Source organism: Myroides sp. 1354 (assembly GCF_030324495.1).
Lineage (GTDB): Bacteria > Bacteroidota > Bacteroidia > Flavobacteriales > Flavobacteriaceae > Flavobacterium.
Genome location: NZ_JACAGN010000010.1, coordinates 121,447 through 136,404, shown reverse-complemented (window position 1 = coordinate 136,404; position 14,958 = coordinate 121,447). Strand labels below are relative to the sequence as shown.

Genomic DNA, 14,958 nt, shown 5'->3' with positions numbered 1-14,958 from the left:
CAACTACTGGATTTGGCCAAATAGCAAAAGATAAATCTGCTAATTCAAACTCTTCCGTTGATAGATTGTTGAAATCACTACGACTCATAATAATAGAATACTCTTGACTTCCCCCTTTTAAAACTCCTTTATGTGTAACTTTAACAGTATAAATTCCAGCCTCTGCTCCTTCTATTTCGATTTTTTCAATATTATCGACAGTATTATCACCTTTTTGAGCGACTAAATTATTAAAATCCTTGTTTAATCTCCAAGGAAGATACTCTACTCCATCCTTAAATACGCGTAAATCCAAGTCATTTACCAAAGAAGGATTGTTTTTTGCGTAGTCCTCATCATTATTACGACGGTCTAACGCTCCTTCAGGATCAGTCCACGCCATTGTAACGATTACATTAATTCCACTCTCCCCTACAGAAAATTGTTTTTCATAAGTTACTCCTTGCTGTAATATATTTTCTTCTAAAACAACACCACTAACTTTACTTCCTTCTAAAATTTGAACCCCTGCTTTTGCATTGATTAATCCCCAACCAAATTTGTGATCAGGTCCTTTTGCTCCTCCAGCTTCATCAGCCGTATGCACCATTAATGCTCGAATTGTAGCAGATTTCAATGCGTTGTTATTTTTTTCCATGGCCCATTGTTGCCATAGCGCAATAACTCCAGTAACAGCTGGAGCTGCCATAGAGGTACCACTAGAATTTGAATACAGATTATTTCTTGGAACACCTGTTATAGGTGTAGGTAATTGATAACTACTAGAGAATACACGTACTCCTTTAGCAGATATATCGGGTTTTATACGAAAATCGTTTGTCGGTCCATAATTACTAAATGACGACATGACAACACTTGCTGGTCCAGTATAATTATTCACTTGTTCTACAGCAGCTACAACAATTGCATTTTTAGCTACAGCCGAACCTGTCAATAAATCATTCCCATTTTTACTAGGGTTTATAATTCTAAAATCGTCTCTATCATTTCCTGCAGCAACAACGGGTTGATAGTATTTGTATAAAAAAGTAAGTTTATCAAAGTCTGAGCTGGTAAAATCATACGTACCAAAATCACTTACTGCTAACAGGGCATTACCTCTATCATCAATTGCGTTATACCCATATGAGTGATTAGAAACCAATAATCCTTCTTGTCCAGCAGCACTGCGCATAAAGGCAATGTCCCTATCCCAGTCATAGCTAATTATAGTTGCTTCTGGAGCCATCCCTTTAGCAGCGGCATTCAATCCTTTCGCTGCAATTGTACCTGATACGTGCGTAGCATGAGAACGTCCTTGTTCAAAAAAAAGACGATCATTTGCACCTAACTCACCTAAATTAGGCAAAGGTTTTCTCAACGTCATACGACTTCCTCCAGTTGCTCCTCCTTGAAACTCAACATGAGTATCTAAAGCTGGAGCACCATCCCAAACACCCACTGTTATTCCTCTTCCATCTAAATTTAATCCTAAACTACCTCCAGGAGCTACTTCATCTACCCTTGCTGTTTTTCTACTTCCTGCGTTAGTTGTTGTGTAATAAATATAAGTACCATTTTCGTTGATTCGCTGTAAGGAAAAAATTCTACCATCTTTCGTTACTCCAGAAATAGGCTTATTATTTTCTTTCGCCATTTTATGAGCAAATTCTTTTGCTTGAATTCCCTCTTTTTCAAATGCTTTTAATTCCTCTACATCTAATTTATCATAAGAAGAAATAATTTTTTTACGAATCTGTTCCGTTTGTGCACTCATACTTACTCCCCACAAGGAAACTAAGCTGAATAACAACAAAGTATTTTTTTTCATAAATTCTGTTTTTTGGGTTGTTTCTATTTTTAGGTGGTGAAAGTTAAGCATAAAACAAATAATAATGCCAATTTTAACTAAAAATCTATACTCACAGAAATTAAATTCAAAATCAACACAGAAAGCTCAAAAACAAAAAACTAAACAAAAGAAACTCTAAAAAAACCAAGTAATTAATTATCAATTAAACAAAAAAGGTTCGATTGTAAACAATCGAACCTTTTTTATATATTTCTTATGATAAAAAACAAGAAAATAATTACTATAAAGAGAAATGCAAATCTAGTACTAAAGCCATAGCGCTGCATAAATCTTTTGTTTTTCAGAAGATAATACTCTACAAAAAGCACATATATATAAGCAATGACACTGAGGTAGATATATATCAACTGATTATAATAAAATGCATCTTTAAATTTTCCTTGTACAATTGCGTCGACTGCTCTTTGTCCACCACATCCCGGACAATCCCATCCGGTATAGTCTTTAATTGAGCAATTTACTATGACTGGGAAAGAACTCAATCCTTTTACTACAATTAGCAGTATTCCAAGAGGAAAAACCGCATATAAAAGGATTCGAAAAAAAATGCGCATGCTATTTTATTTACATTCCAGCTGCCTGTCCTTGTCTTATTGCCTCTTGAATAGTCTCCATATAAGCATCCCATCCACCTAATTGTTGGATATTATACCAAGAATAAGCGATGTGAATAACGAAGATAGCTAATACGATTAAGCTAATAATTTTTGCATTTTTCGCAGCTTTTACTGCCCCGTCATAATCTCCTTGTTCGTATTTCTTTCCTGATTGCGCAGACATTACGATGGCTACGATACCAAGTAAAAGTCCGATACATGAGCAAAATCCTAAAATTGTTGCTACAATAGACAAAGCTAAATTACTATTCGGCTTCTCTGGCATTTGATTTTGTGCTCTACTTACAGCATGATCAAACTGCTGGTTAAACTGATTTTGGTCCATTTCTTAAAATTTTAACGCAATATACTACTTTTTGTTCTTTCTAAACAAAACGTTTGATATACTGTTCTAATTTTTCTTGATACGTTGTTTGAGCATGGTCTACGACAGCATCTACATCTTCAATTGTTAGAATTGGTTTTAATTTTGCATCACTGCGCAACCAATCTAAATATTCAGTATAGAATTCGGCTGGAGTAAATTCTCCTTCTTCTTCTAAGACTTCTTTATCTTGGAAATAAAACTCATCTTCATATACTACAGCTTCTACATCATAAGCAGCTATCTGCAATAACTCTTTAATATTTTTAGCTACAACAAAAACGCCTCCTTCATCTCCAAATGCAACGATTGGCGCTTGAGTCAAATCGTCTACCCCTTGGTTATTAATCCAAAAAGCATAGATACTTCCTGAGCTATTTGCTTCAGCAAACGGAATAAATGCGTTTAGAAACTCCTCGTCGGTTGAATAGCTTTCAATCAACGAAATTTCTTCTGTCATTAAATAAATAGCATTTGAATAATAAGATGGAATGTTTTCGGACACTTGAAACTCTAATAAGCTCTTTAATTCCTTAGGAATATTGTATCCTTTAAATAGTGCAGTAAATTCTTGTTTTACCATTGTACTGTTCATTTTCGCCCTGGATATAGGCTCTATTTTCAACTTAAATTAAATTAAACTATACAAGATCCTACCTGTGTTTGAGTATCTTGTTTGATTGAATAAAGATAAAATTTTTTCTTTTACAAAAAACAATTCTGTAAACAATCTTATTTTTTTCTTTAATCATGCTATAAAATTATGATTTTCAATCAAAAAAAACACCTACCTCATCTATTTTAACAAATCTAATGGAGTCTTTTAGTAGTAATTCTTTTAAAATTACAGCTAATCTTTCTTTCTATATTCTTCTAATTCCCTTACTTTTGAGTATATAAAACAGTATAATGCACACAACTAAGACCATTTTCCTGGCTTCTGCCATGATTACCAATGCGAATGGAGCACTCTTAACTGTTCGAAAAAAGGGATCTATCTATTATATGATGGCTGGTGGTAAAATTGAACAAGGAGAAACTCCGTTAGAAGCTTTAATACGAGAATTAAACGAAGAACTCAACCTTACAATCGATCCAAGTATTCCAACTTATTTAGGTGTTCACCAAACCCAGGCCGTAAATGAAGTTAACACAAGGGTACACGCGACTATTTTTCACTTATCCCTTCCTGAAGTCCCATTGGTTGTTCAAGCAGAACTAGAAGAACTCAAATGGCTAACTTATGACAACTATCAACAAGTTCCCTTAGCTCATCTCTTGGAAGAATTTACTCTTCCTCTGTGGTTAAAAAACAAAAAATCCCAGTAAAAACTGAGATTTTCTTTTTTATTTATCCTTGTTTCTTTACATATTTAGTTAGGATTACAATCATCTGTCCATCAACCTTACCTTCTATATATTCTACATTATTTGGATCTAAGCGAATATTGCGAACAGCTGTACCAATTTTAGCATTTAACGAAGAGCCTTTTACATCTAAGTCTTTAATTAAAGTAACTGTATCCCCAGCTGACAAGATATTTCCATTACTGTCTTTGTGTAATTCCACAGAGCCATCACCTGTATGATCTCCAGTAGCCTTAGCAAATTCCATTAACTCCTCATCCAAATACATCATTTCTAAATTATCTGCTGCCCAACTTTCTTGTCTAAAGCGGTTCAACATACGCCAAGCCACCACTTGCACTGCAGGTATTTCACTCCACATTGATGTTGTTAGGCATTGCCAATGTTTGCTATCTAGTTCTTGTCTTTTCTCAATTTGATCTAAACAAGTTTCACAAATATAAATTTCTTTATCTGCCTCATTAGCAGCTACAGGCGGAACCTCATAAACCTTTAGTTGTCCAGTAGATTCACATAGTTCACATTTATTTCCACTTCTGTCTTTTAACTCCGCTTCCGTTTTCATAATACTTCTAGAATATAATTTAAAAGTGCAAATATAACTTTAAAAATCTATTTATAAAAAACAATAAAACTCCTTTATATTAAAAACAAATACACTATAATACCTCTAATTTGATAATATTGTTTGTTGCTTGTTGCTTGTTGTTTGTTGTTTGTTGTTTGTTGTTCGCTCGTCGTCAATCTTACAAAGAACAAACCTCACAAAGCACAAACCTCACAAACACTATTTCAATATTCTCTCAAAAGACTTAACTTTACTCCATAACAACACATTTCTATATTACTATGAAGACAGATATTGAAATCGCAAGAGAGAGTGAATTAAAAAACATCTACGAAATTGCCCAAAATATCCAATTACCAGAGGAATACGTTATTCCTTATGGCAAAAACATGGCGAAGGTTCAACTAGAAGCACAACAGCCAGAACAACAAAAAAAATCCAACCTAATATTAGTAACCTCTATTACTCCAACCAAAGCGGGAATTGGAAAGACTACTGTATCCATTGGTTTAGCTCTTGGATTGAACAAAATTGGAAAAAATGCGGTTGTCGCTTTAAGAGAACCTTCTCTAGGTCCATGTTTTGGGATGAAAGGTGGTGCTGCAGGTGGTGGTTATGCACAGGTTTTACCCATGGAAAATATCAACCTACATTTTACGGGAGATTTTCATGCGATTACCTCAGCACACAATACATTAAGTGCTTTATTGGACAACTATATCTATCAAAATAGAGCAGAGCCTAATGGCATCAAAGAAATTTTATGGAAACGCGTCTTGGATGTCAACGACCGCAGTTTGCGTTATATCACCACAGGCTTAAGAGGAAATGCTAACGGGGTACCTCAAGAAAATGGTTTTGATATTACGCCTGCCTCAGAGATTATGGCCATTATGTGTTTGGCTACAGACATTGATGATTTACGCAGACGCATTGAAAATATTCTTTTAGGTTATCGTTATGATGGTAGTCTGTTTACTGTAAAAGATTTAGGCGTAGCAGGAGCAATTACTGTTTTATTAAAAGACGCTTTAAATCCAAACTTAGTTCAAACCACAGAAAATACAGCTGCTTTTATCCACGGAGGACCTTTTGCTAATATAGCACATGGTTGTAACTCAGTAATTGCGACTAAAATGGCAATGAGTTATGGCGACTATGTCATCACAGAAGCAGGGTTTGGTGCGGATTTGGGTGCAGAAAAATTCTTTGACATCAAATGTAGAAAATCGGGTTTACAACCGAAGTTGACCGTTGTTGTGGCTACTGCACAAGGCTTAAAAATGCACGGTGGTGTTGCCATAGAAAACATCAAGGAACCAAATATAGAAGGAATTAAAAAAGGATTGGAGAATTTACAAAAACACGTAAACAATTTACAAACCTTTGGTCAAAGCATTGTGGTTGCATTCAATAAATACGCAACAGATAGTACGGAGGAAATTCAATTAGTAGAAAATTACTGCCGTGCGAATGGCTTGGGGTTTGCAGTAAACAATGCCTTTGTTGAAGGAGGTACTGGTGCAATTGCTCTAGCGAATGAAGTTGTACAGATGATTGAGAGTAAACCTAGTCAACCCTTACAATTTCCTTATTCGGATGTCTTAACAATAGCAGATAAAGTGAAAGCAGTTGCAACGAAAATCTATGGAGCCACAACTGTAACATTCAGTCCAATTGCACAGAAGAAATTAAACCAAATCAAAGCAACAGCGATGGATCAATTCCCTGTCTGTATTGCAAAGACACAGTATTCTTTCTCTGCCGATGCCCATGCATATGGTGTAGCAAAAGACTTCACTATAGCTATTAATGATCTTGTTATCAACAATGGGGCCGAGTTTATTGTTGCCATAGCGGGTGACATTATGCGTATGCCAGGACTTCCAAAAGTACCACAGGCAACAAAAATTGATTTAATAGATGGTTTAGTAGAAGGTTTAAGCTAATTTCAAGCGAATTATTAAACGATATAAAAAGCGAAAAATTGAATTTTTCGCTTTTTTTTTGCTTTACTTTATTAACAAAAGTAAGTGATATCAACCTTTCATCTTTTTTATACCTTTGCCCCCTCAAACAAACGAATTATCAATTTTTAATCTCGACGCATGTCTAAACATATCGCACGAATAGCTGTTACGGTTTTATTCTTTTTTTTTGGTGGTATATCAGCCTCTTGGGCTTCTCGAATTCCGACAATTAAAGAATATTTTGAGGTTAATGATTCCGCTTGGGGATTTGTTTTGTTGTATATTTCCATTGGAACTTTAATTTCTTTGCCTTTTGCGGGTTCCCTCATTGCAAAGATGGGAAGCAAACGATCTACCTTGTATTTTTTACTCTCCTATTTTGTATTGTTAATTGGCATTGGTTATTGGGATATTCTTTGGCAACTAAAAATCAATCTCGTTTTATTTGGAGTCTGTAGTAACTTGACTAATATTTCAATTAATACACAAGCTATTAATGTTTCCAAGCAATACAAAGGTCAGATTATTGGGTCTTTACACGGCACTTGGAGTATTGGTGGTTTTGCTGCTTCTTGGTTAGGAGCCGAAATGATCAGCAGCTACGTTCCTCCTTTGGAACACTTTATCTACTTTTCAAGTGTAGGTATTGTAGCTTCCCTCTTGATGTTTCGATTTTTAGTACAAGATGAAGTAACAAGTGAAAAAGAAAAAAAGAAAGAAAAACAAAGTTGGCAATGGCCAGATAAAAACCTAACTATTTTAGGTCTACTCGCTTTTTTCTCCATGGTTACAGAAGGAACGATGACCGATTGGTCTAGTGAATACATGAAACACATTACATTAGCTCCAATCGAATTGGTTGGTTATGGTTTAACAGCTTATATGTTTACAATGGCCAGTGGTCGTTTTATCTCTGATTATACCGTTCGCAAATATGGAGAACGCAAAACGCTATCCGTATGTGGTTTGCTCATTTTCCTTGGATTGGGAACGGCAGTTTTATTTCCAAATGTTTACACAACTATAGTGTCATTTATGATTGTTGGTTTTGGAGTTTCAGCCGTGGTTCCCATGGTCTATCATTTAGCAGGAAATAGTAGTACAATGCCTCCTCAGCAAGCTTTAACTTTAGTGACAAGTATTGGATTTATTGGTTTCTTTTTGGGTCCTCCCGTTATTGGATTTATTGCACAACAAGCTTCTTTGCAAACGGCCTTTGCTATCATTGCAGTTATGGGATTGTCCATTACTTTTTTAAATCGCTATATTCGACTAGACGTTTCGAACTAAATTTATATATTCTCTAACAATTGAATCACGAATCGCCATCCAATTGTTCATTTTTATTTTTATATTTGATCATATTTTAAACTATTATTAATGTTTACATTTTTGCAAGCTTCACCGGATGCAATTACTACTGCTGTCACTGATTTAAACGAAGTAGTAACTCAAGAAAGTCAAATTTCTGCGTTAGATTTTGTTATGAAAGGAGGGATCTTTATGATTCCAATTATCCTTTTATTCATTTATACCATTTATCTTTCTATTGAAAGGTATTTGTATATCCGCAAACAAACAAAATACGACTCAACCGTATTACCTAGTACCTTAACTTTATTGGAAAAAGGTCAGATGGATTCTGTAGAATTAACGCTTTCTCGAGATAATAATTCATATTCAAAAGTAATTTTAGAAGGAACTCACTCTATAGGAAGACCAATTACTGAAATTGAAGGTAATATGGAACGCTTAGCGAATATTGAAATTGGGAAAATGGAGAAAAAAATGAGTCACCTTGGGTTGATTGCAGGTATTGCACCAACATTAGGTTTCGTTGGAACGATTTTAGGGGTAATCCGCATTTTCTACAACATCAGTATTTCGGAAGATATTAGTATTGCTAATATTTCTGGAGGACTTTATGAAAAGATGATTAGTAGTGGTTCTGGTTTAGTTGTGGGTATTATAGCGTATGCAGCCTATCATTTATTGAATACGTCTATTGATAATTATTTGTTGAACACCCAACAAACGATTCTAGATTTTATTAATGCAATACAACGACCAAATGGCAATCAAAAGAAATAAACGTTTTAAAGCGGAAATCGCCACTTCCTCTTTAAGTGACATTATGTTCTTCTTGCTTTTGTTCTTTCTTATCTTATCGACTTTAGCCAATCCTAATGTCATAAAAATGATGCTTCCGAAAGCGGCATCGAATGAAAAAACAAATAAACAGCATTTGACCATTTCAGTCACAGAGGATAAGCGCTTCTTCATCAATAAGACGGAAGTACCTTATGAGGAATTAGAGCAAGCTTTATTAGCGGAATTAGGAGGTAATACAGATCAATCTGTTGTCATTCGAATTCCATTTAATTCACAGATACAAGAACTAGTAGATGTTTTACAAATTGGGGTTAAGAACAACATCAAGTTTGTAATTGCTACACAAAAGCAATAAAAAAAGGAGCGAATGATTCGCTCCTTTTTTTATTGTATTAATTCAGTTTAAACTGATACACTATTTTTCCTACTTGTTTGGCAGGAGCCTTATCATTGGCTTGCCATTTGGTTTGCAAGGCTGCAATTTTCGCTTGTTCTAATAAACAATTCGCTGTATTGGTCGTTCCTTTTACTCCTGCTCTCGCTTCTACAGTATTTCCTGCTTGATCTACCCATACCTCAACAACCACAGTTCCGATTTCATTACAGGTATACTTAGGAATTGCTTTAACTGTTGCACTTCGTCCGTCTAAGGAATAACCGATTCCATCCCCTCTTCCATCTCCATGTCCGTTTCCAACTCCACCTCCAGATCCGCTTCCAATTCCAGTACCTGTTCCACTTCCTACACCGCTTCCACTTCCTGTACCATTTCCTGTACCTGTTCCGTAATAGCCTCCATTGGTAGATAAACCTCCTTTTCCACTTCCTGTTGTTCCTCCACCTCCAGAACCTGTTCCTCCATTCATAAAACTGCTAATCGCATCTTTTGTCGTATTGGAAACATCTTGTTTGGCTGGTGCTGGTGTAGTTGCTTTTTTCTCCGTTGTTTCTACTTTCTTCTCTGTTGTTTTTTTCGCAACATGATCCAATTGCTTTTCAACAACGGGCTTGGTTTTCTTTGTTTCTTCTTTTTTAGTTACAACAACTGCTGCTTCCTCTCCTTTTTCATAGGCCAAGACTTCCTTATCTTCAACAGGTTCTGCTTTTGCAATTTGTTGTTGCTCTTCTATGACCTCAACGGGTTTTGAAGCAGAAGTTGTCAAATGATCACCTGGTGTTCCTTCTATGGAAATGGCAACACCATCTCCGCCTCCTCCGCCTCCTCCAAAACTGGTATAAGACGTGTGACTATCTATAAATTTGATAAAGAATAAAAGAAGGAAAAATAAAAGGGTAATGCCCAAGGTAATAACGATGGACGTTTTTTCTTCTTTTGTATATTTTACACTCATATCAACTATTCGATGCTATTAATTCGTTCATTTGTTCTAACAAATGTACTTATTTTTTTGATTCTACTCTTTTTCTTCACTTCTTTTTAAGAAGTCAATACTCTACTTCCCTTTTCTTCGTCCTTGATAATCGACAACGACAAGGGAATTCGCTCTTGGAGTTCATCCACATGGGAGATAATACCGACAATGTGATTCTCTTTATGCAAGCTACTCAACGTTTCAAATACAATGTTGACAGATTCTGTATCTTGTGTTCCAAATCCCTCATCAATAAAGAAAAAGTTCTTATTGGATTTGGATAAACTCTGTACACTCTCTGCCAAAGCAAGTGCCAGGGATAAGGAAACTTGAAAACTTTGTCCTCCAGATAAGGTCTTGACACTTCGCGCTTTTCCGTTGTTTAAATAATCGATGATCTCAAATTCGTTACTTTCATTTAACTGCAAACTCAGTTGATTATGGGTCAAACGATGAAAGCGTTGATTGGCGATATCACACAAATTACTCAAATAGATGCTCGACACATAATTGACAAAACCAGCTCCTTTAAACATATTGTCCAAAAGGTTTATATTTTTTAATCGCTTTTCGATTTGAGCAAACTGATCTAACAAGGTTTCTTTTTCTTTATAATCTTGTTCTAAACGCTCTATTTCCCCAGCTACTTTTGCAACTAAAGTTGTTTGTTCCTTCACTTGTTGTTCCAGCGCTGTAACCGTTGTTTCCATTTGTTGAAAGTGAGGTAAATCAAAAGCAATAGATTCGAGTTTTTTCGATAATTGCTGTACTTGATTGCGCAATACTTCTATTTTCAACATAAAGGCTTGAATACTTGCTCGTGTCTCTTCTACTGCTATATTTTTGGCTAAAATTACTTCAACTTCTTGAACTGACTGAAATTGAAACACTTCTAATCCTTGCTTAACGCCTAAATCAATATGTTGAAGTGAAGCTACCAATTCTTCTTGTATAGTTTGTATATTCTTCAACTCTGTTTCTAATGAAGCAAGAATAGGTCCCAACTGTTGCAAGAGCTGTGCTTGTGATTTATACGCTTGCTCTACCTCAACAAGGTGCTGTTCTTTTGTCTTAATTTCCAGCTCTAAGATTTCTTTTTCAACAATTATTTTTTCACTCAATTTAATCAAGTGTATTTGTTGTTCTTTAGACTCAATTTCTGCTTCTAATCTCGCTTGTTTTAATTCTATATCCGCTAATCCTTCTGCGTATTTTTCTAAATTACTTCGAACGACATCGGCTTCTTTTATAGTTTGTTGCTGTTGTTGTTCCGCTTTTTCTATTGCTTGATTGACTTGTATCGCTTGTTGTTTTAGTTGTTCGAGTTGTATTTTATTTCCCTTTTCGATTTCAGTCCAAAAATAAGCTGCTTGATGTCTGATTAACTCCTCTTGCTTTTCTTTGCGGTGATTTACAACCTCGTTATACTGTACTTCAAGTAGATGTTTTTTATCAAGCAAAGCTTGAATTTCTCTTTCTTTTCGATTTAATGCCTGTTCATCTTCTTGAATTTTCTCAAGCTTCATGTCTAAATCTTGCATTGATTTGGATACATCTTCTCCCTCTAAAATAGCTGGATGGTCTAATGCACCACATAACGGACAAGCTTCACCATCATGCAAAGCAGAAGCGTAATGCGACAATTGTTGAGAAACGCGTAGTTGATTGAGCTCCTTCGTTACTAACAAATGTAATTGTTGATTTAATGCACGTTGTTTCGCTACACGCTCTCTCCATTCTTCTTCTGTAGTAAAATCAACTTGTTCTAGTGTTTGAACTAAACGCTGAATTTCTTGTTTCAGTTGTTCTTGTTTCTCTGCCCATTCGCGTATTGCTTTTTCTAAGTAATCGAAATCAGTAAACCACTTATCCAACGCGATTAAACGCATGGGATCGACGCGATTTTCCTTTAATTGTTTGAGTTGTTGTTCACCAGTAACCAGCAGGGTTTGCTTTTGCTCTAATTCCTTTTTGGTTGCTACCACAATTTCTTGTCCTTTGAGCAAACGCTCTGTCAATGCCTTCTTCGCTACTTCCGTTTGCTGAATAGCTTGAACTAATTTCAATTCTGCTAATTCTGTTTTCGCTCTATCAATAGATTCATACTGTTTTTCGAGAGCTGTAAACGCTTCTTTCACCTGAATATACTGCGTCTGTTTGCTTTGAAGCTCCTTTTGCTTCACTTGGTAATTTGCTTGTTTTTCGTTGAGTTTTACCGTTAATTGTTGCTTTTCTACTAAGAGGGAACGAAATGTTTTTTCTACTTTTTCATATTGAATCAATGCTCGTTCTTGTACTTTTACCTCTCCCTCTTGTTTCTCCAACTCAAGCAAATTAGTACGGCTTTCTTCCAAGGCATCAAAATCGAGTTTAACAGCTTTTAGCTGTTGGTAACGCTCTTGTTCTTGCTTAAAGGTAACCGTAATTTGTTTTAACTGCTGATCTTGTTTTTGGTATTCTACCTTAACTTCTTCTATTTGTTCTTTAGTCAAGGTAGTAAAGCGCTGCAATTGACCTTGCAGATGATCGTACTTTTGACGGGTTTCACTATATAATGCTTTGGTCTTTCCTGTTAAATCAAAGCGATCTAAACCGAAAATTTCCTGCATCATCTTGGTTCGATCTTTTCCTCCTAATTCAATAAATTCTTTGAACTTCCCCTGTGGAATAATAATGGTGCGCTTGAAATTTTCATAACTCAAACCAATTACTTCTTCTACATTTAAATCAGGCAAGGGAATCCATTGTTCTTCCTTCCATTGATACAATACGGCATCTCCTCGTTTAACGTCATCAAAACGTTTGGAATTACGTCTAAATTCTCTGTAGATGCGGTATTTTTCTTCTTTAAAATTAAGAAACTCAAAATCAATACTCATGCGGTCTGACTTTAAGTTCATCATATTATACGCGCGATTATCTCGAGCATTTAATCGCTCACTCTCACCGTATAATCCAAAGGAAATGGCTTCTAAAATTGAGGATTTACCTGATCCTACTTTACCAAAAATTCCAAACAACCCCGCTTGAATCAATTGGGTAAAATCAATGACTTGCTTTTCTTGGTAGGAATAAAAACCTTCTAGCGTTAATGTAATGGGTATCATGGTAAATCTTAATTTATAATTTCATTGAACAAATCCATAATTTCTTCATTGGGATCTTGTCCATTGTTCTTCTGTTTGAAATAATCTGCAAATAGGCCCTGAATATCTTGTTCAAGGTTGACTTGTTTTCTTTTATTTAAATCGGCTTGATCTGTTAAATTCACCACGGGAATAATGGTAATAATTCCATCATGGGTTTGGTGAATACGCTTGATATCATCTGCTTTTAAAAACGCATCACTCACCAATGTCAATTCTACTAGGTGATGTTGATGTTGTTGCAACCAATCAACGGCATCGTCAACAGAACTAAATTTCTTTCGCGTTAAGGGACGTCCTTTTTGCAAGGGAATTTTCTCATAGGTTGCAGGTACATTGGGTTCTACCTCTACCATCATCACGTATTTTTCCTGTCCTGCTTCACTAAAACTATAACACAACGGACTTCCTGAATAGACCACAGGACGATCTACTTCTCCAAGTTGATGAGCGCGGTGTAAATGTCCTAATGCGGTGTATTGAATTTGCTTGGGAATACTATCGCTGTAGATCAAATCGGCATTTCCAATTTTAAGCGGTTTTTCTCCATCGGGTTCTTCGAGTTCTTCCCCTCCTTTTTTCATCATATACAAATGAGAAATTAAGAGGTTCACTCCTTTTGTATCGCAATATTCTTGGGCTAATGCTTCCCAATTGGATTGCAACACTTCATTTAAAGCGGCGGTTTTATCTGCTACATTCAATGCTTTTTTCAAACGCACTTCATTGGCATAAGGTGTATGAATGATGCGTATGGGAAAGGGAATCGTTTTCAATGTCAATTCAACAAAACCAGCTGTTGTTTGTGTCAGCGTAAAGGCTTCATTTTCCTCAATAGATTGTACAACCGTATTGGGTAAACCAACGAGTAAAATACCACAAGCACGAGCCAAAGGATCAGGTGCGTCAATTCGTTCTGGACTATCGTGATTTCCTGCGATGGCAATAACAGGACGTTGCCCATTAAGCGTCAAACGACGAAGGGTTTTGTAGAACAAATCTTCTGCTTCAATCGGAGGATTGAAGGTATCGAACAAATCTCCTGCAATCACAATAATATCAGCTTGCTGTTCGTCTGCAAGCTCACATATTTCATTCAATACTTCTTTTTGTTCGTCTATTCTAGAAAAATTGTCTAATCGCTTTCCCAAATGCCAATCTGCCGTATGTAGTATCTTAACTTTCATCCTTCCCTTTTGTTTACCTCTCAAAGATAAAAGTTATATCGGGGAATCGCTAGTATTTTTAGTTAACGGTTATCTGTTATCTGTTATCAGATGAATTTTCCGATTTAAGGATATACTTTCTTTAATCCGAAAATTCTCTTGATGGGTTAATCAGTTAAACCATCTAACCTTCCTAACCCATTAAAAATATATTTTCTTTAATCGGTAATCTGGCGAAAAAGCAACTTACAAAAAAGCGAAAAAACAAATCTAAAGGTTATCAGAGATCAAACATCAGTTATTAGATGAATTTTCCGGTTTAAGGATATACTTTCTTTAACCCGCAAATTCTCTTGATGGGTTAATCAGTTAAACCATCTAACCTTCCTAACCCATTAAAAATATATTTTCTTTAATCGGTA

13 protein-coding genes are annotated in these 14,958 nt (G+C 35.6%); 5 read left to right on the top strand and 8 right to left on the bottom strand.

The genetic code is table 11. The annotated features are described in order from the left end of the window. The 4 genes from HX004_RS11745 to HX004_RS11735 form a co-directional block, all read right to left on the bottom strand. Positions 1 to 1,810 (bottom strand): S8 family serine peptidase (locus HX004_RS11745; RefSeq protein WP_286442722.1); only part of this gene is annotated, 1,810 nt, incomplete at its 3' end. Positions 1,811 to 2,034: 224 nt separating this feature from the next. Next, the gene (locus HX004_RS17735) at positions 2,035 to 2,406 is read right to left on the bottom strand and encodes a DUF2752 domain-containing protein (protein WP_353620011.1); all 372 of its coding nucleotides are present in this window, start codon (positions 2,404 to 2,406) and stop codon (positions 2,035 to 2,037) included. A gap of 10 nt (positions 2,407 to 2,416) precedes the next feature. Beyond that, positions 2,417 to 2,794 carry a CD225/dispanin family protein gene (locus HX004_RS11740; RefSeq protein ID WP_286442721.1) on the bottom strand — a complete coding sequence of 126 codons (378 nt, stop codon included), beginning with the start codon at positions 2,792 to 2,794 and terminating at the stop codon, positions 2,417 to 2,419. A gap of 40 nt (positions 2,795 to 2,834) precedes the next feature. After that, on the bottom strand, positions 2,835 to 3,416 hold the full coding sequence (locus HX004_RS11735; RefSeq protein WP_286442720.1) for a cell wall assembly protein: 582 nt from the start codon (positions 3,414 to 3,416) through the stop codon (positions 2,835 to 2,837). Between the two features lie 326 nt (positions 3,417 to 3,742). On the opposite strand from HX004_RS11735, the gene HX004_RS11730 reads away from it, so the two are divergent. Next, on the top strand, positions 3,743 to 4,162 hold the full coding sequence (locus HX004_RS11730; protein WP_286442719.1) for an NUDIX hydrolase: 420 nt from the start codon (positions 3,743 to 3,745) through the stop codon (positions 4,160 to 4,162). Between the two features lie 22 nt (positions 4,163 to 4,184). On the opposite strand, the gene HX004_RS11725 is transcribed toward HX004_RS11730, so the two are convergent. Next, positions 4,185 to 4,766, bottom strand: a complete 582-nt coding sequence (locus HX004_RS11725) for a PhnA domain-containing protein (RefSeq protein ID WP_286442718.1) — start codon at positions 4,764 to 4,766, stop codon at positions 4,185 to 4,187. A 284-nt stretch (positions 4,767 to 5,050) separates the two neighbouring features. Here HX004_RS11725 and HX004_RS11720 point away from each other — a divergent pair, with 284 nt between their 5' ends. The 4 genes from HX004_RS11720 (at position 5,051) to HX004_RS11705 (ending at position 9,206) form a co-directional block, all read left to right on the top strand. Continuing rightward, entirely contained in the window at positions 5,051 to 6,718 is a 1,668-nt protein-coding gene (locus HX004_RS11720) for a formate--tetrahydrofolate ligase (protein WP_286442717.1), read from the top strand. 159 nt (positions 6,719 to 6,877) lie between these two features. Beyond that, complete coding sequence (locus HX004_RS11715; protein ID WP_286442716.1) at positions 6,878 to 8,029, top strand: MFS transporter; 1,152 nt, start codon at positions 6,878 to 6,880, stop codon at positions 8,027 to 8,029. A 90-nt stretch (positions 8,030 to 8,119) separates the two neighbouring features. Next, positions 8,120 to 8,830: a MotA/TolQ/ExbB proton channel family protein gene (locus HX004_RS11710; protein ID WP_286442715.1), complete on the top strand. Its 711-nt coding sequence runs from the start codon at positions 8,120 to 8,122 to the stop codon at positions 8,828 to 8,830. Beyond that, entirely contained in the window at positions 8,811 to 9,206 is a 396-nt protein-coding gene (locus tag HX004_RS11705; protein ID WP_286442714.1) for an ExbD/TolR family protein, read from the top strand. The genes HX004_RS11710 and HX004_RS11705 overlap by 20 nt, the downstream gene beginning before the upstream one ends. A gap of 37 nt (positions 9,207 to 9,243) precedes the next feature. Here the strand turns inward: HX004_RS11705 and HX004_RS11700 are convergent, their stop codons facing one another. The 3 genes from HX004_RS11700 to HX004_RS11690 all read right to left on the bottom strand — a co-directional run bounded on the left by HX004_RS11700 (position 9,244) and on the right by HX004_RS11690 (position 14,557). Then, entirely contained in the window at positions 9,244 to 10,203 is a 960-nt protein-coding gene (locus HX004_RS11700) for an energy transducer TonB (RefSeq protein WP_286442713.1), read from the bottom strand. An 86-nt stretch (positions 10,204 to 10,289) separates the two neighbouring features. Continuing rightward, complete coding sequence (locus HX004_RS11695; RefSeq protein WP_286442712.1) at positions 10,290 to 13,331, bottom strand: AAA family ATPase; 3,042 nt, start codon at positions 13,329 to 13,331, stop codon at positions 10,290 to 10,292. Positions 13,332 to 13,339: 8 nt separating this feature from the next. Next, positions 13,340 to 14,557, bottom strand: coding sequence for a metallophosphoesterase family protein (locus HX004_RS11690; protein ID WP_286442710.1), 1,218 nt, complete (start codon positions 14,555 to 14,557; stop codon positions 13,340 to 13,342). Between the last annotated feature and the right edge of the window lie 401 nt (positions 14,558 to 14,958).